The sequence below is a fragment of the Paenibacillus sp. FSL H7-0940 genome (genome assembly GCF_037979415.1).
Lineage (GTDB): Bacteria > Bacillota > Bacilli > Paenibacillales > Paenibacillaceae > Paenibacillus > Paenibacillus amylolyticus.
This window is the reverse complement of record NZ_CP150280.1, coordinates 4390576-4414037: the sequence shown is the minus strand read 5'-3', so window position 1 is coordinate 4414037 and position 23462 is coordinate 4390576. Positions and strand designations below refer to the sequence as shown.

At 47.5% G+C, this 23462-nt stretch carries 19 protein-coding genes; 15 read left to right on the top strand and 4 right to left on the bottom strand.

Annotated features, from left to right (window positions below):
* Positions 1 to 170 precede the first annotated feature (170 nt).
* Both MHB71_RS19585 and MHB71_RS19580 read left to right on the top strand, forming a co-directional pair.
* Positions 171 to 1172 (top strand): Gfo/Idh/MocA family oxidoreductase, encoded by a 1002-nt coding sequence (locus tag MHB71_RS19585; protein ID WP_036672452.1) that lies wholly within the window; start codon positions 171 to 173, stop codon positions 1170 to 1172.
* Between the two features lie 21 nt (positions 1173 to 1193).
* On the top strand, positions 1194 to 1817 hold the full coding sequence (locus tag MHB71_RS19580; protein WP_340027330.1) for a pyroglutamyl-peptidase I: 624 nt from the start codon (positions 1194 to 1196) through the stop codon (positions 1815 to 1817).
* Positions 1818 to 3021: 1204 nt separating this feature from the next.
* Here the strand turns inward: MHB71_RS19580 and MHB71_RS19575 are convergent.
* Both MHB71_RS19575 and MHB71_RS19570 read right to left on the bottom strand, forming a co-directional pair.
* Positions 3022 to 3864, bottom strand: coding sequence for a 1,4-dihydroxy-6-naphthoate synthase (locus tag MHB71_RS19575; RefSeq protein ID WP_340027329.1), 843 nt, complete (start codon positions 3862 to 3864; stop codon positions 3022 to 3024).
* Positions 3861 to 4766, bottom strand: a complete 906-nt coding sequence (locus tag MHB71_RS19570; RefSeq protein ID WP_340027328.1) for a futalosine hydrolase — start codon at positions 4764 to 4766, stop codon at positions 3861 to 3863. The genes MHB71_RS19575 and MHB71_RS19570 overlap by 4 nt, the downstream gene beginning before the upstream one ends.
* Before the next feature lie 1213 nt (positions 4767 to 5979).
* Between MHB71_RS19570 and MHB71_RS19565 the strand changes: the two genes are divergently transcribed.
* The 11 genes from MHB71_RS19565 (at position 5980) to MHB71_RS19515 (ending at position 17877) form a co-directional block, all read left to right on the top strand.
* Positions 5980 to 6369: a GntR family transcriptional regulator gene (locus MHB71_RS19565; RefSeq protein WP_036606399.1), complete on the top strand. Its 390-nt coding sequence runs from the start codon at positions 5980 to 5982 to the stop codon at positions 6367 to 6369.
* The gene (locus MHB71_RS19560) at positions 6362 to 7264 is read left to right on the top strand and encodes an ABC transporter ATP-binding protein (protein ID WP_076251238.1); all 903 of its coding nucleotides are present in this window, start codon (positions 6362 to 6364) and stop codon (positions 7262 to 7264) included. Before MHB71_RS19565 ends, MHB71_RS19560 begins: the two co-directional genes overlap by 8 nt.
* Positions 7239 to 9266, top strand: coding sequence for a hypothetical protein (locus MHB71_RS19555; RefSeq protein WP_340027327.1), 2028 nt, complete (start codon positions 7239 to 7241; stop codon positions 9264 to 9266). The genes MHB71_RS19560 and MHB71_RS19555 overlap by 26 nt, the downstream gene beginning before the upstream one ends.
* 286 nt (positions 9267 to 9552) lie before the next feature.
* On the top strand, positions 9553 to 10656 hold the full coding sequence (locus MHB71_RS19550; RefSeq protein ID WP_340027326.1) for a hypothetical protein: 1104 nt from the start codon (positions 9553 to 9555) through the stop codon (positions 10654 to 10656).
* Positions 10657 to 10736: 80 nt separating this feature from the next.
* Entirely contained in the window at positions 10737 to 11762 is a 1026-nt protein-coding gene (locus tag MHB71_RS19545) for an alpha/beta hydrolase (RefSeq protein WP_340027324.1), read from the top strand.
* Between the two features lie 52 nt (positions 11763 to 11814).
* Positions 11815 to 12336: a nickel-responsive transcriptional regulator NikR gene (nikR, locus tag MHB71_RS19540; protein ID WP_340027323.1), complete on the top strand. Its 522-nt coding sequence runs from the start codon at positions 11815 to 11817 to the stop codon at positions 12334 to 12336.
* Positions 12337 to 12623: 287 nt separating this feature from the next.
* A complete protein-coding gene (locus tag MHB71_RS19535) occupies positions 12624 to 14282 on the top strand; it encodes an ABC transporter substrate-binding protein (RefSeq protein ID WP_340027322.1) in 1659 nt (552 codons plus the stop codon).
* 42 nt (positions 14283 to 14324) lie between these two features.
* Positions 14325 to 15320, top strand: coding sequence for an ABC transporter permease (locus MHB71_RS19530; RefSeq protein WP_340027321.1), 996 nt, complete (start codon positions 14325 to 14327; stop codon positions 15318 to 15320).
* Positions 15317 to 16318: an ABC transporter permease gene (locus tag MHB71_RS19525; RefSeq protein ID WP_340027320.1), complete on the top strand. Its 1002-nt coding sequence runs from the start codon at positions 15317 to 15319 to the stop codon at positions 16316 to 16318. The genes MHB71_RS19530 and MHB71_RS19525 overlap by 4 nt, the downstream gene beginning before the upstream one ends.
* Before the next feature lies 1 nt (position 16319).
* Complete coding sequence (locus MHB71_RS19520) at positions 16320 to 17276, top strand: ABC transporter ATP-binding protein (protein WP_340027319.1); 957 nt, start codon at positions 16320 to 16322, stop codon at positions 17274 to 17276.
* A complete protein-coding gene (locus MHB71_RS19515) occupies positions 17266 to 17877 on the top strand; it encodes an ATP-binding cassette domain-containing protein (RefSeq protein ID WP_036672435.1) in 612 nt (203 codons plus the stop codon). The genes MHB71_RS19520 and MHB71_RS19515 overlap by 11 nt, the downstream gene beginning before the upstream one ends.
* Before the next feature lie 186 nt (positions 17878 to 18063).
* Here MHB71_RS19515 and MHB71_RS19510 read toward each other — a convergent pair whose 3' ends face one another.
* On the bottom strand, positions 18064 to 19257 hold the full coding sequence (locus MHB71_RS19510) for a MalY/PatB family protein (protein ID WP_340027318.1): 1194 nt from the start codon (positions 19255 to 19257) through the stop codon (positions 18064 to 18066).
* Positions 19258 to 19668: 411 nt separating this feature from the next.
* Here MHB71_RS19510 and MHB71_RS19505 point away from each other — a divergent pair, with 411 nt between their 5' ends.
* Positions 19669 to 20358 carry a stalk domain-containing protein gene (locus MHB71_RS19505; protein WP_051449838.1) on the top strand — a complete coding sequence of 230 codons (690 nt, stop codon included), beginning with the start codon at positions 19669 to 19671 and terminating at the stop codon, positions 20356 to 20358.
* A gap of 130 nt (positions 20359 to 20488) precedes the next feature.
* On the opposite strand, the gene MHB71_RS19500 is transcribed toward MHB71_RS19505, so the two are convergent.
* Positions 20489 to 22498 (bottom strand): S9 family peptidase, encoded by a 2010-nt coding sequence (locus MHB71_RS19500; RefSeq protein WP_340027317.1) that lies wholly within the window; start codon positions 22496 to 22498, stop codon positions 20489 to 20491.
* Between the two features lie 395 nt (positions 22499 to 22893).
* Here MHB71_RS19500 and MHB71_RS19495 point away from each other — a divergent pair, with 395 nt between their 5' ends.
* Entirely contained in the window at positions 22894 to 23451 is a 558-nt protein-coding gene (locus tag MHB71_RS19495; protein WP_340027316.1) for an STM3941 family protein, read from the top strand.
* The last annotated feature ends 11 nt before the right edge of the window (positions 23452 to 23462 follow it).

The following is a 23462-nucleotide window of genomic DNA, read 5'->3' as shown; positions in this document are numbered from 1 at the left end:
GTACACAGATATGTTCGAGGCCCTGATGAGCTTGAAGTCTATTGAAAGCACATAATCGAAATCGTTTTCTGACGTAAGCGTTTCTTTTTGGTAAAATAAAGGGGATAACATGTTGGCCTGATCTGAATCATGAACCTTTTCAACTCAAATTGCAGTAGGGAGGCTTTAATATGACAGAAGTAGTGGGACGGGACAAAGTACGCTGGGGCATTATGGGCACGGGATGGATTGCATCCCAGTTTGCAAGGGATTTGGAGCATGCGGGAAACGCTGTGAAAGCAGCGGTAGGTTCACGGACAGCGGGAAGTGCGGAGAAGTTTGCAGCTGAATATGGTTTTGCACGCGCTTACGGTTCTTATGATGAAATGCTGCAAGATCCTGAGGTAGATATTATCTATGTGGCAACACCTCACCCTGTGCATAAGGAGAATGTAATGGCTTGTCTGGAGGCAGGCAAGGCGGTGCTATGTGAAAAGCCGTTTACGATGAACGCGCGTCAGTTGGAGCAACTGGTGGAGACGGCACGGGAGCGTAACCTTTTCCTGATGGAAGGGATGTGGACACGCTTTTTGCCACCGATCGCTCAAGCCAGAGCATGGATTGCAGAAGGACGAATTGGTGAAGTACGTTTGCTCCAGGCAGACTTTGGATTCCGTGTCGGCTGGGAGCCGGAAGGTAGGTTGCTTAATCCGGATCTGGGTGGAGGCGCATTGTTGGATGCAGGGGTGTACCCGATCTCCTTTGCATCGATGATCTTTGGTGAACAGCCCCAGCATGTATGGAGTACGGCCAATATCGGTGAGACGGGTGTGGACGAGCAATTTTCCGTGTTGTTGTCCTATTCCGAGGGACGTTCTGCATCACTGAGTGCTGCCATTCGTCTGAACCTTAGCAATGAAGCGGTCATATACGGTACGGAAGGCAAGATTCGTCTTCCTTTATTCTTGGCGGGTAAAGAAGCCTATCTGCATGTGAATGGTCAGGACGAGCCGGAGAAGTTCACGGATGATCGAACATGTATTGGTTATGCTTTTGAGGCAGAAGAAGCGGGACGTTGTATCCTCGAAGGTCGGACGGAGAGCAACACCATTAAACTGGACGAATCCTTGGAAATCATGAAGCTGATGGACACGATTCGGGGCCAGTGGGGATTACGTTACAAATCGGAGTAAACAGACAGGAGCTGACGTGTGATGGTGAAGATTCTGATATCCGGGTTTGAACCTTTTGGCGGGGATGCGGTGAATCCGACGGGGGCATTAATGGATGCTCTTGCAAACGAAGTGATCGAGGGTGCTGAGCTAAAAACAATACTGTTGCCCGTGCACTTTGATGAATGTGCAGACCTGCTAATCGCAGAGATGGAAGCCTATCGGCCAGATGTCGTCATCGCCTGTGGGCTGGCCAAGGGCAGAACATCCATCACACCGGAGCGGATCGCCGTGAATGTCAAAGATATTCCGCCAGGCTCCTACGCGGATAACCAAGGACAGCGTCCTGTGGACGAGCCAATTGTAGACGGCAGCCCGGACGGTTTGTTCTCCACGTTGCCCATACGTGCCATGGTGAATGACATGTCCGCAGCGGGTATTCCAGCTACCGCGTCCAATACAGCAGGTACGTATATATGTAACAACACGATGTACCGGGTACTGGATTACATTCGAGTAGGGCAACTTCCGATCCGTGCAGGATTTGTACATTTTCCAGCCTCCACAGAGATGGCGGTGTTGCAGCCTTCCGTCCCTTCGCTACCTATTCCCATGATGCTGGATGCGCTGCGGATCATGATCCGCACGGTTGTGGCTGATTCGTAGGGGATGGTTGCGATCGTTCGGCTGCGGTTGCAGCAGATCGTAGGTGACGGTTGGTTAGATTCGTAGACCGCAGTTGTGAGAGGGAGAGCAGTGGGGTGGGATGATGGAGTACAGTAGGGTTCAAGATGAAGTGGAGAGCGTGGAGTTGCATGGGTTTCCTTCCGCTTCGATCTGGGGTTGAGTAGAGTGATAGATATGAAGTTGAACATAGAGTGAAAAAAGAGCTGTCCCATCGTCTTAAGTCTGACGTTAGGGGACAGCTCTTTCTATTTGTTGTGTCATGTGTAGTGTAGTCCAACATGGTTAGTGAGGTCACTAGTTTGCAGCAAGTATCTTGATGAAAGTTTTTTGCCTAGGTAAAAAATAGACTCTAAAACCGCAAACCGCAAACCGCAAACCCGAAACCCGAAACCCGATAAGGCTTATATAACTTTTGCTGGAAAGTAGAGATTCAGCGAAATAGGTACAGGGGGAGTTAAAGGGCAGACTCCGATTCGTAAAAGCCTACTGAGTACCAACCTATATTAACCCTAAGTAACCAAGCCTTAAAAAAACAATACGCTAGGACACCGCCATCACCCTGGCTAGCTAAGTGGTTTGTATCCACGAAAACCCCGAATAGACTACGAAGCTTACTCCTCAGAACACCTTGGAACGGACTCAAACGAATCGAGCACACGCTATTCGCCGAGAATCCGCACACACCAATTTCTAACGAATCGTAGGATCGCTATTGGGTGGAGTGAAGCGAATTTGTTGGTGATATGACCGATTTCTAGCTGAATAGAGTGTCTGGGATTCGTTAGAATTTTCGTAGCATGATATTTGGCTAAATAAGGTGCACTGGGTTCGTAAGAGAAAAAACAGCGAATTTGTAGCACCCTAAGTCTACTTTTACAAACCATTTAAAGTTCGAATACCTAGGATAGACTTCTACGAAGCTTACTCCTCAGAACACCTTGGAACGGACTCAAACGAACCGAGCACACGCTATTCTAGGAAAATCTGCACATACCAATTTCTAACGAATCGTAGGATCGTTATTGTGCTTGAGTGTGAGAGTTATCGGCAATTTGAACGAGATTTAGCCGAATACGGTGTCTGAGATTCTTAAGAATTCTCATACCACGTTATTCGGCTAAATAAGATGTGCTGTGTTCTTTAGATATAGAGCGAAGTGAAACTAACTCAAATTAAATCAAAGCTAGATTCGCAACAGATCAAGGTCGAACTCGGGAACGAGTCCTTCTTTCATGGCGCGGCCAAGCAGTGCAGTGATTGCACCGTAACCATCATCACCCAGGTTGGCGCTGAACTCATTAACGTACAGGCCGATATGTTGTGCAGCTACGTCAGGGTCCATTTCTTGGGCATGTTCCATAACGTATGCTCTCGACTCATCCGGGTGCGCCCATGCATATTCAACGGAGGCGCGTGCCCATCCGGCGAGGGCATGAGCATCTATGTTGCGACGTGCGATGATCGCTCCAAGCGGGATCGGAAGGCCTGTGTCGCTTTCCCACCAGTTCCCGAGATCTGTCATTAGTTTGAGATCATAATTCTGGTACGTGAAGCGTGCTTCATGGATGACAAGTCCGGCATCGATCTTGCCGTCACGAACAGCAGGCATGATCTGGTCGAATGGCATGACAACAATCTCGCCTACACCGCCCGGAACATTTTGCGCTGCCCACAGACGGAATAATAGATATGCTGTCGAGCGCTCGCTTGGTACAGCAACCCGTCGTCCAGACAGATATGCTGGATCGGTCGTGCCATTTGCGGTCAGAACCAAAGGACCACAGCCTCTGCCAAGTGCGCCTCCAGCTGGAAGCAGAGCATAGTCAGATAACACGTATGGCAGTGCTGCATAAGATATTTTCATCACTTCAGGTGTGTCGGGTCCATCCGGATTTGCTGCCAGACCATTGGTAATATCAATATCAGCATAACGGACATCCAGCTTAGGTGCGCCCGGGATTAACCCGTGCACCCACGCGTGAAAGATAAATGTATCGTTTGGACAAGGGGAAAATGCAATTTTCATGATGTAATAACCTCCCGTAAAATGGAACTTGCGGCCTGGAGCGCATCGAGGGCATCCTTGATGCGCCAAGCGTCGCGGTCGCGTGGACCGACCGCGTTGGATATGGCCCGCAGTTCGAGTGCTGGCACGCCGAACTGTTGGGCAGCTGTTGCCACGCCGAAGCCTTCCATACCTTCGGCGGCGGCATCCGGCACGCGGCGCAATAGCTCTGCGGCCGTCTCCGCTGTTCCGGTCGCCGTGGACACGGTGACCGCAGTGCCTCCGCTGACAGCGAGCCCAGCCCGCTGCAGCTCATGGCGCAGGCGAGCGGCAAGCTCTGCGTCCGCCGCCACAATGGACGAGCCGAATCCGAGCTCGTCCACACTAAGGAAGCCGTCTGGCGTCTGCGAGCCCAGATCGGCAGCAACCATGGCGTCGGCTACCACGAGGGAGCCGACGTCTGCCCGGCCGGGGAACCCGCCGCCGATGCCGGCACTGATCACCAGCATGTAGGCTGATGAACTACCGGTCCCGGCAAGGGGCCCCGGCCTTGAAGATGTGGCACATGTCTGTGCCACATCCGATGGGCTTGGCGCAGTGGAACCCTGCGCCAACGCCCTAGTGCTTGCAGCCGCTACGGCATATGCCAATGTAGCGGCTGTTCCTGCTGCGGCCGAGGCTGGGCCAACACCCGCAGCGATGACGTCAAATCGTTCCGCGGCCGTATTTCCCAAACCACGGAGGACCGCATCTTTCTCCGCATCAACCGCGGTTACAATTAACACACGTTGTGATGAATTTGCTTGTACCGGACTAGTATCTGAAGTCGTTGTTGCCCCGCTTAATTCTCCCTGTTGGTCACTAGTCTCGAATGAGGCGTTCGCTTTATTATTCTGATCTTTATCCTGTCTATGTTCATTCATCTCGGATTCTCCTTATGAGGTATTAGAAGTGTAACATATGCCTCCATAGTATCTTTCTTACAGCAAGCTTCTAGTTACACTTCTTAGGGTTACTACTTACTTCTATATTTTCGTGTAAATGTATAGTTCAGCTTATATAAATGGAATTCGGGCATATATTTGTCCACTACAAAAGGACATTTATCTTGATTTTGTCTTTCAAAGAGTGGACACTTTTTCTAAAAAGATACTATATCCATCCATGAATATGAAACACTACATATAGATGTTTTCAGATATAAAATTAAAAATAATCTATATGTAGGATATCAATTCCGAAGTGCTTTCTCATGTCCGTGTTCACCCTTTGAAAGACATATCTACAATATGTATGCTCAGTGCGGACAGCACGAGTTGGCCCTCCAAACGAACAGATAAACGATTCAAAAGGCTGGAGTCTGCCCGACCCATCCAACGCGAATCATATATAGCCTTAGGATTTTAGACCAACAAGCCAAATGAATAACGGTCCAGTCTACACTCGACCACTGCATAGTAGCTTATTTGTGCAAACCCGAATTTTAAGCAAATACACAGTTTTGCTAACTCTGATATAGCTGCCCACTTTACGGCCTACCGTTTGTGCAGAAAATAGATCTATAACACAAAACAACACAAAACAACACAACTAACGCATAACAGACCTAACAATCAATCAGATTAAACGCGCACAAAAAAGTAACAAAGATACAGTGATTATTGAACAATATTTCATCTCCATCATAACGGAAGGGGAAAGACCTGAACAACCTTTGCATGTAATTCTGTCAAAAGCGGTCAAGCAAAGGTTGCGGGTAGCCGTATCACTTCAAGTAGCCACATCTAGCCACATCGCTTCAGATAGCCGTTTTGCCTCATCCCATGTGAACGCCACCCTGATCGAGCCCCGTCGTAAGCCAGAATGAACCTGCTTCCCCAAATTATATATGTCATTTAAACCATATAACCTATCTTTATTAACGTACTCCCAATAAAACAAGAAGTCAAAGTCAACGGTTGACAATTCGTTTTAACTGTATTAATAATAGTAGTACAGTTAATACACCTAAGAGTTGAATACGTACAGCTGTACAGCTTAGGTAATGCCTTTTTACACCCAGATAACTACACATACCTCAGATACAGTCATTTAAACCCATAGGTTATTCACACATTTACAGAAAGGAGGTGCGGGATGTTCGAATTAGATGTACGCAGCCGTAAGGCGATCTACGAGCAACTAGTGGACAAAGTCAAAGAAATGATCGTATACGGTATTCTAAAGCCCGACGAGCAGCTTCCTTCCGTTCGTGCGTTATCCACGCAGCTGACCGTGAATCCAAATACGATTCAGAAAGCGTATCGTGAGCTTGAACGTGAAGGTTACATTTATTCTTTGCAGGGAAAAGGGAGCTTCGTATCATCGTCAGTGGAACATCCGAATGAAGCCATGAGAGATGAGATCAGAGAGTCTCTGGTGAAGTTGATTGCAGAAGCTTCGTATTCCGGTTTGACCAAAGCGGATATGACGCTTTTGTTTGAGGAAGCGATGGCCCGTATAGAGAAGGAGGAGCCTCATGATTGAGCTGAATCAAGTCGTCAAAGCATTTGAACAGGAAAAGGCAGTGGATGGCGTAACGATGCACATACATAAGGGGTCGATCTATGGTTTGCTCGGTTCCAACGGGGCAGGAAAGACATCTCTGCTCAAAATGATGGCTGGTATTTACCGTCAGGACAGCGGGACTGTTCGTATCGAAGATAATGAGATTTATGAAAATATGGATCTCAAAGGCCGCACAATTTTTATGGCAGATTCACCCTACTTTTTCCCGCAATCTTCAATAACTCAGATGGCTGCATTTTATCGTTCGGTATATCCGCGCTGGAATGAGGAACGATTCAAGCAACTGGCTACCGTGTTCAAACTGGATGTAAAACGCAAGCTGCATCGCATGTCCAAAGGCATGCGCCGTCAGGCAGCCGTATGGCTGGGACTTAGCTGTATGCCTGAAGTGCTGCTGATGGATGAGCCGATTGATGGCCTTGACCCGGTCATGCGTCAGCAGATCAAAAACTTGCTGTTCCAGGAAGCAGCTGAGCGTCAAGTAACTATTGTCATCTCGTCCCACAACTTGCGTGAGATCGAAGATCTGTGTGACCATGTGGCGATTATGCACAAAGGCCGAATTATTGTAGAGAAAGATCTCGATGATCTGAAGGCGGATACGCATAAAATCCAGGTCGCTTTCCGCCACCCGGACCATGCCAAAGCCATGGATGAGCAGATTGATATTTTGCATGAAGAGAAACGGGGAAGTGTATCCCTGTACATTGTCAAAGGTAACCGACAACAGGTAACGGATCAATTCCGTATACATGATCCGTATCTGCTGGATATACTGCCTTTGACGCTCGAAGAAATCTTTATTTACGAAATGGAGGACGCAGGGTATGATATTCAACCGATTGTTCTGTAACCGGGGCATCCTGATCCAAAATTTCAGACAGCATGGATGGATAGGCATTTTATATCTCATCACATTGTTGTTCTCACTTCCGTTATATATCGCTACCGAGTACAGGGATGTGCCACAGCAGATTATAAGTTTGTTTCAGGCCAATGGTGAAGTGCAGATTCTGTTCGCTATCACACTGCCCGTAGCGGCTGGAATCTTTCTTTTTCGGTACATTCAATCTGGTGCACCTTCGGATCTGTTCCATAGTTTGCCGTTACGTCGTAAACATCTATTAACGGTGAATCTGTTGACCGGATTTGTCATGATCCTGATTCCAATCTGGATTACAACTGCGATTACCGGCTGGGTATGGGCGGTACTGGATCAACCTGCGTTTCTGTTTGATGGCAGTACAATCTGGATGTGGGGCTTGAGCATGAGTATCTACTCGCTGTTTATGTTCATGCTAACTGTGGCAGTGGGCATGTGTATTGGTCAATCTGTATTGCAGGGACTCACCGTGTACGCACTCGTCTTGTTACCTGTTGTCGTATGGTTCATTATGTCACTTCATCTCCAGCATTATTTGCTCGGATATGCTTTTGAAGAAGTGGGCTTTAATGCGGAGAAACTCTCACTTGTCCTGCGTGTGGGTTCGATCAGTAACCTCCCTGTAATCCGTCAGGAGTTAATTATCTATGCGATATTTGCAATCCTGTTTATTCCTCTAACCTATGTACTTTATGCGAAGAGACAGGTTGAATCTGCTACCCAAGCAGTTACGTTTAAGCTTATAAAACCTATATTTCGCTTTGGATTGATGTTTACATTGGTTCTGATTGGCGGAGGTTACTTTACAATGATTGCTCCAAGAGGATCAGCTGGATGGGGAATCTTCGGATATATCCTCGGCGGAATTGTAGGTTATATCGTTGCCGAGATGATTATTCGCAAAACATGGCTGATCTGGAGCAGCAGGCTGCTACCCAAGCTGATTCTATATGGTATCATCGCTGGTCTGATACTGTACGTACCTATTGCCGACTGGAATGGATACGCCGCTCGAGTGCCTGAAATGAGCAAGGTGAACAGTATCAAGCTTGGTGGGGAGAGTTATACCTACAGTAACGGTGTCAGTCAGAAAAAGGACGATGCTCACCTCTATTCTAATGATCCGGAATACATGGGGGCAGTTATCGCTCTTCATCAAAAAATTGTGAATTCCGATCTTCCTTTACTGGATGATCCGATTAATACAGGTATGCGTAATGATGAGTCTATATTAATTAACTACAAGCTGGATAACGGCAAAGTGATGAAACGTAAATACTACATTCCAGAAGCCGAATTCCATCAGGAATTAAAGGCTCTGAAACAGTCCCAGGATTACAAAAGAGTCGCCTTTGAAACGTATAAGCTGGATGAAGATGCGTTAAGTTTCGGCATTCGTTCTGCCATAAGTTCATACCGGAAGGTTTATATTAGCAATCCGGAGCAAGTCCGTGAGTTCAAAGCATTGTTGAAACAGGACATTTTTGATCAGACCTATGAAGAACAGCGCTCCCCGTGGCAGTCGTTTGCTTACGCGGAGATGAATCAGGACTCTACTTCGAAAGATCCATTTCAACCGAGGGAGATGTGGAATTTTGAGATCAAACCTAGCTATGATCGGGTATTGGCTTGGCTGAAGGAGAACAAGTTATACGACCAGTTGCTTGTCCAGGCAGATGAGATTGTCTCCGCTCAGTTTGCGAAGCAGGAGATTAACAGTCCGGGTTCGCTTCAGTGGACTACTCCGCAGCCAGAATATATCGATGGAAATCTAAGTGGTAATAAACAGATAGCGACTAAAAACAAAGAAATCATTAGTGATTTGCTCAAACGTCAACGGTCTGGTTATCTAACAGAGAAAGATACCATTTATCAGATCAAGTTGAATGTAACTCGTGGCGAGAACATCTATATGATACTGAAAGAAGAGGATCTGACCGAGGAAATGAAAGCTATTTTGGTCAATCAATAAGCTGGGCTGTATCAGTTGTTAACTATATTCGGGAAGGGTTCTCCCGTTGATTGAAAGTTCTATTCAACCAGTGAAACCAGATTTACTTGACCAGACACGGTGAATGGAATATATTAGAAAAAGGGAAGGTTCGAGCGACTCGTTCAATCGAATCTCATATGGAACGGCTTATGAGGGAAGCACCCGTAAGAGCAGGCAAATGCCTGACTTGCGGGTGCTTTTTTGTCGTTCGCTGATTTCGTTGGCTATTCTGCTAAATATTTTAGAAGAAAGGGTGTAGAGACGCATGCAAACAGAAGCATGGAAGGAAACGATAAATGAACAGGAGGCCATGGTATGTTGTTCCCTATTGGAACGATCAAGCTCTCATAACTTCATAGAACATCACGGTTTAGTAGAAGAGAAGAAGGGGCGACAGCATATTGAAGATATATCTACAGAAGAAATAGCTTTAATGGAGACGAGTGACATACTATACCCTTCTCCAATAGCAGGTAGCCCTAGTCAGATGATGGGACAAAGTGACGTCCGGCGGCGTCAATTGCCATCATTCGCTCATCTTATTTTCGGATCACGCCTGCTTATAGGGCTTGTGATTCTGTTCAGCGCAGGCACGATCTATTTTGCTTCTTCAGTGGAGGCTGCGGGCATAGATCTTGGCGTAACAGCGCAGAAAGCCTGGGATTCCGTTTTGAACAAAGCCGACGCACAAACCAAGTTAACGTTGAAGCAAGCGTACGATAAAGTGGGGAACTGGAAGGCTCAAGAGCAGGTTTGGGAACAAAAAATAAAGACACTTCATGCCGCCAATACCGCGGAATTGGAGCGATTACGTGTAGAAATAAGACAAACCGATGATGCGAAGGTCGCAGCTCTAGCTGAAAAGGTAAAGCAAACCCAAGCCCGATATGAACCACTATTCGCCCTCTATAGTTCAGTCAATAGACAGTTGGATGCAGCCAAAGCTATCAAAAATAAGGAATGGAGTGCAACAATCCGCACTCAGGCAGAGACGTTGAGACCCGTTGTGAAGCTTGCCAGAGAAGACATCCGGATCAAGAAAAAGGAACTTGCTGAAGCACGTAAACGGAAGAGCGCTGAAATAAAACGTTTACGAGCTATGCTAGCAGGGGCCGACTCCGCGAAGAAACAGATTCAAACGGCTAAAAAACAGGCGAGTCTGGCAAAAGAACGATATTCCAAAGCTCTACAACAGTTCAAACAGAGTACAAAACAAAGCCAAACGTCACGTGTACTCAGCTCATTGAACACCTTGGCGTCTGCAGCAGAGAAGTGGGCAGGAACAAAACAAAGTATTCATACACTGGAGCAAAACGTATCCACTACGTATGTGAAAGTCAGACAGGAAATCGCCAAGAGACCCAAATAAGAGGAAACCCGGTCCTCTCTGCAACGTACACAACTTTAGATGTAAAGACGCTTCGATGATGATGGAACGAGGTGGAGCTATTGCAGTCCGAGTTGGAAACGAAACGTACGGGGAAAAAAGGTTTTAAACGTAAACGTTACTGGATACCCAGCGTTGTACTAATTTTGATCATAGGTTTTATTGGGATTGGCACACAATGGACACCCAAAATAACGGTGTTTTTATTAAAATCATTTATTGAGATTGCTAATCCAGACGCGAACAGCAAGGACAGCATGATCTCGGAAGGCGTAACTCGTGTTGCGGATGTACCCTATGCAGACGAAGGGCGTAATGACAGTACGCTGGATATCTATTATCCTTCCGTAACATCGGAACCTTTGCCTGTTGTGTTGTGGGTTCATGGTGGTGGATGGGTCTTGGGTGACAAAAAGGATATCGCAGATTATGCCGTACAATTAGCCAAACAGGGTTACGTTGTGGTCAGTATGAATTATGCGCTCACACCGGATACGAAATATCCCATTCCCGTGATCCAGACGAATCAGGCTTTGACTTACGTGAAGAACCATGTCAGTGAGTATAAGGGTGACCCGGAAAACATATTTCTCGCAGGCAATTCGGCAGGTGCCCAGATTGCAAGTCAGACTGCGGCAGTGGTGACAAATCCTTCCCTCGCCAAACTGATGAATGTAACACCAGCCGCCCAGCCAGAAGACTTGCGTGGGGTTCTTCTATTCTGTGGTCCATACAATCTAAGCACAGTAGCCGATACAGGCTTTCCACTCATACGGACATTTCTCTGGTCATATACGGGAGTCAAAACATTCGAAGACTATCCACGTCTGCATGAAATGTCGACCGTGCTTCAGGCCACAGCAGCGTACCCGCCTGCATTTATTACCTCAGGCAATGATGACCCGTTGACCAGTCAATCTATTGAGCTGGCACAAGTATTGAAGCGCCTTGATGTTGAGGTGGAAACCTTGTTTTTCTCAAACTCATCAGAGAAGCTGGGACATGATTATCAATTTAATCTGGAGAGTGACGCTGGACAACAGGCGATACATTCGGCAGTACGATTCATGCAACAGTATAGTCGATGAGCAGACAAGTCTGTGGTACACTCGAAGCAAATGAGGGCGCAGGAGGAGAAGTATGGCAGACAAAGAAGATTTGACCCGGTTCGGGGTGGCGTTTCCTTCACCTCTGATTGAGCAGTTTGACCAGTATATTGAGGAACAGGGATACAAAAACCGATCAGAGGCTTTCCGTGATCTTGTTCGCAAAACATTACTGCAACCTTCTGCATTACAATCCGACCAGGATGTGGCAGGCACCATTGTGATGGTCTACGATCACCATATCAGTGATCTTCCCATTCGTTTGATGGAGCTCCAGCACGAGGCGCATCATGACATCATTTCCAATATGCACGTGCACCTGAACCATGACCAATGCCTGGAGGTAATTGCCGTACGAGGGAATCTGGGACGATTGCGTCATTTGCATCAACAGATCCAGGTGCAAAAAGGTGTTTTGTATGCGGAGCTGTCTGTGACTTATGTTGATGAACTCAACAAACTGGCTCATGCTCAGAGTCATCAGGATGGCAATCCGGATCACAATCAAAGTGCGGGTCAGCATGGTCACAGCCATCATCATCGCTATACGGAGTAAGACAAATACGAGTGTAATTTCTATGAAAATATAGCAAATCTAAAAAACAGACTATTGGTTAGATGCCAACCGTCTGTTTTTTGTTTGTTTGTTATAATACCTGACTTTATAGAGCGCTACAAATGCTCGGTTATACAAATTTTTATTTATTAATTCTGGAATATGAAAAAATATGGATTACGAAGTTAACTTTGTTGACATATGATTTGTGTTTTGTGCTACAATTTCTCTAAAAAGTAACACGAAAAAAGGGAGTGCAGCACATATTTAGAGGGGGAACGACCAGAATGGGCAGATTTTCATGGAGATGGGGAAAACGAAAAGGTAGAACAGGATTAGGTATTTTGCTTGTATGTTCCATTGGTTTATCTGGTTGTGCACAGGGCACAGCGCCAACAGCTTCATCAGCAGAGAATGGACAGTCAGTTCCAGCCTTAACCAAAGACGAATTGGTGCTGGCCGTTGGCACCGAGCCGGAAGGTGGATTTGATCCAACAACCGGATGGGGTCAATATGGGTCGCCGCTTTTCCAGAGTACCTTGATGAAGCGGGATGCCAAGTTACAACTGGTTAACGATCTGGCTACGGCATACTCAGTAAGTGAAGATGGGCTGACCTGGACGGTTACACTTCGGAACGATGTAAAATTCTCTGATGGGGAGCCACTTACGGCTGAAGATGTAAAATTTACGTTTGATACGGCTGCCCAGAGTGGGTCTGTGATTGATTTGACGAATATGGCTGATGTGCAGGCACCTGATAATAGCACGGTTGTATTTACACTGAAGTCGCCGCAGTCTACATTCATCAGTCTGCTGACGACACTTGGCATTGTGCCTGAACACGCCTATGGTGCCGATTATGCAGAACATCCGGTCGGTTCGGGACCGTACAAGCTGGTTCAGTGGGACAAAGGACAACAGGCCATCGTGGAAGCGAATGAAGAATATTATGGTAACAAGTCTGCATTCCACAAACTCACCTTCCTCTATCTGGATGAAGATGCAGCCTACGCCGCTGCACAGGCAGGTACAGTGGATATCGCTGCTATCCCGGCAGCGTTTAGCAAACAACAGGTGAATGGCATGACATTGGAGGCCGTGAAAACCGTAGATAACCGTGGCATCATGTTCCCTATGCAACCTGCTGGTGCCAAGTCGGGCGAGGGTCTTCCCGCAGGGAATGATGTGACATCTGATCTGGCGATTCGCCAAGCGGTGAATGTTGTGATTGATCGTGAGGCTTTGGTTGAGGGTGTACTGGAAGGGTACGGTCGTCCAGCGTATTCCGTCAGTGATGATCTGCCTTGGAGCAATGCAGAAGCTGTATTTACAGATGCCAGTCTCGAAGAAGCGAAGCGCATTCTGGCGTCTGGTGGCTGGGTGGATGCGGATGGTGATGGTATCGTCGAGAAAAACGGCGTTAAGGCCGAATTCAATCTGCTTTATTTTGCAGGTGATTTAACAAGACAATCTCTGGCACTGGCTGCTGCGGATATGGTAGCTCAGGCGGGAATCAAAATCAATGTTGAAGGCAAAAGCCGTGAAGAGACAAAAAAGATGGCTTACTCCAACGCTGTATTGTTTGGGTGGGGCAGTCATGATCCTTTGGAAACCTATAACCTCTATAGCAGTACTCATAAAGGAGAAGGGTATTACAATGTGGGGCTGTACAGTAATCCTGTCGTGGATTCTTGGATGGACAAAGCCCTTCAGGCCACCAGTGAAGAAGAGGCATTACCATTCTGGCAGAAAGCGGAATGGGATGGAACAACAGGTTTCAGTTATCAGGGTGATGCGCCATGGGCGTGGCTTGTGAACATAGATCATCTGTATCTGGTTACGAATGGCCTGAACATTGGTGAGCAGCAGATCCACCCCCATGGTCACGGCTGGCCGGTGACAACCAATCTGGAGGAATGGTCCTGGGATAACAGTACAAAGTAGGAAACGTACCGGTAGCTTTAGCCTGAATTGGGGAGAGATTGGATGACAGGCAGGAATGGATGGGCCAGATTTGTTGGTTTTAAAATGTTGCGACTTGTATCTCTATTGGTTGGAGTCAGTGTGTTGTCTTTTATATTAATGCAATTCTCTCCTGTTGATCCGATCGAAGCCTACATTGGTGGAGACATGATCAGGGTAAGCGCCGAACAGCGCAGTTTAATCGAAGAACGTTGGGGATTGAATGAATCTCCCGTCGAACGATTACTAACCTGGGGACAAGCGCTTATTCAGGGAGATCTGGGAACTTCGATGATCTACAGACAACCTGTAGCGGATATTATCCAGGAACGATTCATGAATTCTGTCGCACTTATGGCTGTAGCTTGGATATTATCCGGCATCATTGGTTTCACTCTTGGTGTAGTTGCTGCCATGAGACGGAATTCGAAGCTGGATCGCCTGATCTGTTGGTATTGTTATACGCTGGCCTCCACGCCGGTATTCTGGATTGCGCTGTTGCTGCTGATGGTATTTGGGGTGTGGCTCGGATGGCTTCCAGTTGGCCTTGGGGTACCCGCAGGAATGTCAGCTGATCAGGTGACCTGGGGAGATCGGGCTATTCATATGATTCTACCAGCGTTGACTCTCAGTTTGACTGGGGTAGCTTCTATTGCTTTGCATACCCGGCAGAAGCTCACGGATGTGCTCGAGTCAGATTATATTCTGTTTGCGAGAGCGCGGGGTGAGCGTGGATTTCAGCTGTTCTGTCGACATGGGTTCAGACATGTTGTTTTGCCAGCCATAACACTACAGTTTGCTTCGTTCAGTGAAATGTTTGGTGGGGCTGTGCTTGCAGAACAGGTATTTTCATACCCCGGCCTTGGTCAGGCAACGGTTCAGGCGGGGTTACGTGGTGATGTTCCACTGCTGCTTGGACTTGTGATGTGCAGTGCAATTTTTGTTTTTACAGGTAATATGGTTGCCGACATTCTGTATCGTATGATCGATCCACGGATGAAGGAGGAGCTGATGTCATGAAGCAGACGGTAGAACGCTCCTCCGAGCAGACGACAGAAACAGCCAAAATACAGAAAGTGAAAACTGCGAATCAAGAGGTACGGTACAACATTAATACCGGGTCTCTACAAGCTGGGAATGGAACAGGAACATCACGCCCATCGAGAAAAGATTATACGGCTGCCAGAGACCAAAATTTCCGCAACCCTCGCCAAAGAGCGGTGATCTGGGGAAGCCTCGCGGTGATCTGGATTGCCGTTGTGTGGTTGACGGGCAGGTTGCTTCCGGCTGGTTCTACGCTGACTTCACTAATGGATCGGAATTTGGCTCCAACCTGGGCGCATCCATTTGGCACAGATTGGCTCGGAAGAGATATGTTCATGCGTACGTTAAAAGGATTGGCAACCAGCATTCAAGTGGGATTGCTTGCTGCATGTGGTGGCGGATTGATCGCACTGCTATTGGGTTTGGCTGCCGCTTCAAGCAAGGCTGCTGACCGGGTAATCTCATGGATTATCGACCTGTTCCTGAGTGTACCTCATCTGGTATCGCTAGTTATGCTGGCCTTTGTATTCGGTGGAGGTCTGACAGGAGTGGCGGCAGCGATTGCGCTGACGCACTGGCCGAATCTGGCCCGGATTGTAAGAGCGGAGATGATTCAACTGAAATCCTCAGAATATATTCAGATTTCACACAAGTTGGGCCAATCGAGGTTACAGGTTGCGATGCAACATATGCTGCCACATCTGGTCCCGCAGCTGTTCGTGGGCATATTGCTAATCTTTCCCCATGCGATTCTGCATGAGGCAGCCATTACGTTTCTGGGGCTGGGGTTGTCCCCGCAACAACCGGCAATCGGAATTATTTTGTCAGAGTCGATGAGATATTTATCTGCTGGCATGTGGTGGCTCGCCTTTTTCCCGGGACTGTCATTGTTGCTGGTTGTTCGTGCGTTTGATGTATTGGGCAACAGTCTGAAGACATTGACGGGTACAGGTACTTCAAGGGAGGTGAGGTAATATGGCTCTGCTTGATATTGAGGGAGTGTCGGTGTCATTTCGGCGCGCTCGTGGTTGGTTTGGGCACGAACAGACTTACGTCATTCAGAATCTGGATCTTTCCATAAACGAGGGCGAGATCGTGGCTGTTGTAGGCGCAAGTGGATCGGGTAAAAGTGTTCTGGCGCAGGCTATTATGGGCATTCTGCCTGCCAATGCCAGGTTAGAGGGACGTATTAGCTATAATAGCGAGCCTTTAACCCCAGAGCGGCAGCTTCATCTGCGTGGTGATGAACTGGTGTTGATTCCGCAATCCGTTAGTTATTTGGACCCCCTGATGAAGGTGGGGAGGCAAGTTCAGCCGGTAACCCGAGATTTGGGAAGGAAGCGTAGATTTATGAATCAAATCCACTTGAAAAAGACGGAGCAGGAGCTGACGGATCGTTATCATCTTCCTCAAGGAACAGCCGGGAAATACCCGTTTGAGTTGTCCGGAGGTATGGCAAGGCGGGTGTTAATGGCTACAGCGACCTCAGGTCAGCCAAAGCTGATCATTGCGGATGAGCCAACACCAGGAATCCATCCCGAAGTGTTGGCCGAGACGATGAAGCAATTTCGCGAGCTTGCAAATCAAGGCGTAGGTATCCTGTGGATCACCCATGATATCACGACAGCCCTGACGGTAGCGGATCGCATCGCTGTATTTTATGCGGGTACCAATGTAGAGACGGCGCAGGTGGATGATTTTAAAGGGAATGGAGAACGTATGCGTCATCCATATACTAAAGCGCTCTGGAATGCGTTGCCGCAGAACGGATTTCAGCCACTCCAAGGCTCCCAACCGTTGGCAGGTCAAGAGATCACCACAGGCTGTTCATTTGCTCCCCGATGTAATGCAGTAACCGCTGTATGTACCCGCGAACGTCCAGAACTTCGTAAGGTACGGGGCGGAGAAGTGAGGTGTTTCCATGTCACTTGAAGCACGGGACGTGAGTTACCGTTATGATCCGAAATCGTGGGTGTTCCAGCAGATGAATATGCAGGTGAAACAAGGCGAAGTCGTTGGCTTGTGGGGACCAAGTGGCTGTGGAAAAACAAGCCTTGGACGCATCCTTGCAGGATATGCCGAACCTGTGGCAGGACAAGTGCTTCTGGATGGGAACCCACTCCCACGTACAGGAGTATGTCCGGTTCAGCTGGTATTCCAACATCCGGAGAAAGCTGTGAATCCACGCTGGCGAATGCGTCGTGTACTTCAGGAGGCGTCTGTGCAGGATGAACAGTTGCTCGAAGCTTTGGGTATTCAGCAGACCTGGTTGGACCGTAGGCCGACTGAATTATCCGGTGGAGAACTGCAACGTTTCTGTGTGGCGCGGGCGCTTGGCACAGCGACACGTTATGTGATCGCAGATGAGATGACAACGATGCTGGATGCAATCACTCAGGCACAGATCTGGCATACCGTGATGGAAGTGGCTCGCCAGCGTGATCTGGGATTACTGATCATAAGCCATGATCGAGATTTGTTGAACAGGTTGTGCGACAGAATTACACCGATGCCGATATCGATGTCACTGTAATTTTAATTATGTTCGAATAAATAAAATGATCGAATGCAAAAAGGGTGACCCTTGTGAAGTCATTGACCATGAATATGAGTCATGGACTTGACTACGAGGCCCCCCTTTTTCTATTTTGACAAATATTCACCATTTAACAAACAGTACACGTTTTGTTCGCAACGTACACAGATGTAACTGGACAGCTTATTTGCCCGACACATTGCTTAACAACACAGATAACCTGCGCATCGCCTCTTCAACCGTGGAACGTGGACAGGCTACATTAATGCGCATGAACCCTGAGCCCTCTGTTCCAAAGAAGCTCCCGTCATTGAAAGCAAGCCCTGCTTCATGAAGAAGCATATTGCATAGTTGTGCATGTGGGATATTCAGCTCCCGGAAATCCATCCATAACAGATAGGTCGCTTCGGGCAGATGCATCTTAATCTGAGGCATATGTTCCGCAACATATTGCTGTACATACTCCATATTTCCACGGATATAGGCAAGGCACTCATCCAGCCATTCCTCGGCATCATTGTAAGCAGCTTCGGTTGCGACAGCCCCCAGTGTGCTGATATTGGCAAGTCCCATCGTTTTTACACCCTGAGCGAACGATTCCCGTAACTTAGCATTGGGGATAATGATGTTGGATGTGCAGAGGCCAGGAATGTTGAACGTTTTGCTTGGAGCCGTACAGATGATACTTAGATCAGAGACGGCGTCCGAGATCAGGGTCAGTGGTGTATGAGTTCCGCGCTGATGAACAAGATCGGCATGGATTTCATCTGAAACCATCAGTACGTTGTATTGCAGACACAATGACGTAAGCCCTTCAAGCTCTTCACGAGTCCATACCCGTCCAACCGGGTTATGAGGACTGCACAGAATCAGCATTTTGACCCGACCGGTCTGTAAGCTGGATTCCAGTTGTTCCAGATCCATCGTGTAATGACCGTTATTCTCTACCAAAGGATTGGTGATCAGTTCACGGCCCTGACCACGTACTACTTCATAGAAGGGAGCATACACCGGAGTTTGGATGACCACTGCATCTCCCGGCCCCGTGAATCGTTGTACAGCAATGCTGAGTGCAGGCACAATACCTGGAGTGAATACAATCCAGTCATCGTTAATTTTCCAGTTGTGGCGCCGTTCCATCCAGCCTGCAACAGCTGCATGATACGCCTCAGTCCGTACTGTATAACCAAAAACCCCGTGCTCCATCCGTGTTTTCAGGGCCTGAATGACGGATGGTGGGGCAGCAAAATCCATATCGGCCACCCACATCGGAAGCGCATCAGCGGCTCCGAAGATATCCTCAAGCGCATCCCATTTTTCTGATCCGGTAGAGATCCGGTTAATAGGCTGGTCAAATGTGCTGTTATTGTTGTTCATCGTATTTAATCCCCCTTGAGTTCCGTTCCTTCGACCACAAATCGACAAATAATTATCTAATACATTGGTTAATTTCGCAACTATTGTGCGTGTATGATTAGCTTCATATGTATGGTCCGGAATTCAGGACTTTATTCATATAAGAACAACTTAACGAGCGAGAGTACAGCGGGCATACGACAAAGACTATTTTTGTACGCCCTTGGTCCTGTTTTGTCCATTTATCGTTTACAACCTCTTGTCAGATGCTATTATATTGCTAACATTTGGTGGAACAACGGGCTGTTATCTGAATAAGCTCGTACCCATACATGATGAGCATAACTACATGAGTCTTTCGCGTACATCGAGCGATCGTCTTGAATCGTATTATGCATAAGGCTGACATTTGAACTCAGGAGGCGTTTAGAGATGAAAAGCAAAAAGTGGTTGGTTGCTGCGGGTGTGTTTGGCATGGTGTTAACCGGATCGGCAGGTGTATATGCAGGTACACAACTGGAGACAATCAAAGCTTATCTGAACCATGGGCTCGCCATCGAAGTGAACGGACAGAAATTTACACCGACAGGTGACCAGGGCAAAAAGCTTGCGCCAATTACATATCAAGGCAGTACATATCTCCCCGTTCGTTCGATTGCCGATGCGTTAAAGACCGAAGTGAAGTATGATTCCCAAAACAATAAAGTAAGCATCGGTTCTTCAAGCTCTTCTGGTGGGTCAACATCCACAGGCAACAGCGGATCGACATCGCCCTCAACAGGTACAAACACACAGGCGGCAGGAGTAAAGTCCAAGTATCTTCCGGCTGATTTCCCATTACCGAAGGATGCGAAGGCAACAAGTCTCATTGAGAACATAATGGATGGTGACAAAAAAGTAGTGCTCACGTACACAACCAAAGAAACGTTGCTAACCGTTGGAACATCCTACAAAGACTACTACCAGACCAAAAACTTGAGCCAGAACACTCAGGATATCCAGGCAGATGGCTTCAGCATTGTGGGTCGTGAAGATGGCAAATATGCCGTAACCATCACAGGTTCGGTGTCTGCAACCAACAAGGATCTGAATGAAATCACCGTAGTGTGGGGCGAAGAGTAATCTTTCCTTCCATAAAAGGTGAACAGCCAAAGCCGCCCGTTGAAATCATAACAGATTTCATTGGACGGCTTTTAGGGTTGTATCCATATCTGGTTCTATAATCTGAACTAATAGTCTAAATATTAGTCCGTTACAGGTACTCGTTAAACCATCCGGCAATATGCTCCAGACGGCGTACCCTCAGATGAGGATGACCTCCACGGGACAACTCATGGTTGGCACCTGGGAAACGAACAAGCCTGGTGGTCTGCTTGCGCCGTTTCAGCGCAATGAACAATTGCTCAGCCTGTTCAATTGGACACCGCAGATCCTGTTCGCCATGCAAAATGAGCAGCGGGGTGTTCACGTTACCGACATAAGCGAGCGGGGAATGTTTCCATAATTTTTCCGTGTCATCCCACGCGTTACCGCCAATCTGGTCTTCCGTGAAGAAATATCCAATGTCACTTACACCGTAGAAGGATAGCCAATTGGAGATGGAACGCTGGGTAACAGCCGCCTTAAAGCGGTCCGTGTGTCCAACAATCCAGTTGGTCATGAAGCCACCATAACTGCCCCCGGTTACGCCCAATCTGGATTCATCGATAAACTCATACTGGGACAGGGCATAATCCACACTCTCCATGAGATCGCGATAATCGCCACCGCCATAATCTCCGCGACAGGCGTCTACAAACTGCTGCCCGTATCCGAGGCCACCGCGTGGATTGATATACACAACAGCGTAGCCTTGTGCGGCGAGAATCTGGAACTCGTGCATAAATGTAAAACCATACATCATGTGCGGGCCGCCATGAATCTCCAGAATGGTCGGAATTTTGGCCCCGTCGACCATGCCATGAGGTTTCATGATCCATCCTTGCAGCCGTAGGCCATCTGAGGAATTGAACCAGAAGGTCTCAGGTGTACTTAGATGGATCTCATCCTCAAGCTGTGGATTGCTGCGGGTGAGCTGAATCGGTTCTACCCCGGGATTTTCCGCTTGTTCATATATATAGAGATCACCAGGATTTAGTGTATCGGCTAAAGCGGCAACGATCTGCCCGTTTTCCAACTCGGCAAATTGATAAATCTCCCGTTCGTCAGGCCATATATAGTCGGCACTGCTGCCGTCTCGAGCGAATTTGGCGATGCGTACACTACCATGGATGGTCGCCAGACAGAAGATTGAAGAACCATCTCTGCTGAATACAGGCCCCGTGGTTGTCAGATGTGAACGCATGTCGCCAACAATGCTGTGATTCAACTGTACGTCCCAATCCGTGCTCAGACATACGAGTTCACCACCTGATATCTGAAGGGTGTACAACTTCAAAAGTGTGGCATTTCCATAGGAACGGTCACTGGCGAGCAGTGCAAGAGATTGTCCATCCGGTGCAAAGGCCAGTCGGCTGAACGTATATCCTTCCGGGGTCAACTGCTTCACATCCGATCCGTCTGCTTTGGCAAGGTACACATGATTAGTCAGGGTGTAATCATTATGGTCCTCGCCTTCTTCAGGCATCTGCGCAATCCAAGCGATGGATGTTCCGTCCGGGGACCAGGCGTAGTCTCCGACGTCATAATGACCTGTAGTTACAGGAATTGCTTCCGCATCGATCGGTGCGAGAGCGAAAAGGTGGGAACGTCGACCGTTCCACAATCCACTGGCATCTGACTTCATGCGAATCCGGTCTACGACATGTTCTTGCAGCAGTTTGGGTTTATCGTCTATAGGATCTGTATGTTCTGATTCTTCATTTCCGCTCATATCCACGGATGATTTCACAAGCAAAGTATGACCGTCCGGTGACCAGAGCAGGGAACTGACGCCATGTTTCAGGTGACTGATTTGCTGTGCTTCTCCGCCATCTGATGCGATAATCCACACTTGGGATTTCCCATCAACCTCTCTTAAAAAGGCAAGCTGAGACCCATCGGGCGACCAGGCAGGGGAATGATCCTTCTCACCAGAGGTAAAGGGCCTGTCCTTCTGACTCCCCAGATGCAGCAGTCTTAGGTGAGAACAATAACCGTCACGTGCTTCATTCGTTTTCCGGCTTACATATACCAGTTGTCCGCCTTGAGGGGACGGAGTTGGATCATTAACCCATGTAATCTGATAAAGATCTTCCGATGTTATGCCGCGCTGACTCATCATTGTTTGTCCTCCCACCATGAATTAGAATCGGTTAATTTCCTAACCTTTCCATTTATATTAACGGAAAGCTAGGGACAGGACAATATGACTAAGGATGGGAGGGGAGACTTTTATAACAGCGATCGGAAGGTTGTTCTGTCATCGGAGTGACCCATGTGAAAATTCTTTGTTCAATTCATATAGGTGTGTTAAAAGGATTTGCTCGAAGGATGACGAATCCTAATGTTGAATAAGCGCAGAAATGACGAAAAATGGTCTTAATTTAATGTTTAACATTGGTTAATTTGGTTTAATGTACAATGCAATTCCTGTTCTACATTTCAGGTATTTGGTTCTTAGCCATTCGTTTATATAGAACTTGTATGATTCAGTCGCAATGGAGGAGGAACGTCACGTTGAGCACATCCTATGAGCAGCATGTGGAATATCCAAACCGGAAACGAATGGCGTGGCTCACGGCAGGGGCAGCACTTTTTGTGGCAGCCGGATTTTTTTTGATTTTTGATCGTTCTTCAGTTACGAATGATTCCATTCTTTCGGATGTGATTGGACTTCTATCCATTTTGTTTTTTGGGCTATGTTTCTGCTACAGTCTGGTAAAGATGATTAAGAAGGAACCTTCTTTTGTAATCGATGAGGATGGGTTTGTGGATGCATCTTCTTATACCGCAGGAGGAGCCGTGGCCTGGAGAGACGTTGAGAATATTTTTATGTATGAATTGATGGGACAGAAAATGATCGGGGTCAAGTTGCGGGACGAGAAAGCCTTTCTGGATCGCCAGAACGGGATGAAACGCAAATTGATGACGGTCAACAGCAATATGGTCGATGCAACCATCAGCGTTGCCCAAAGTAGCCTCACAGTGCCGCTGGATCAATTGTATATCATGATGATGAGCCACTGGAGACATGTGTGTGATAACATGATTTATGATTCGTATAATCGTCGTTAGAGAGGTCAGAA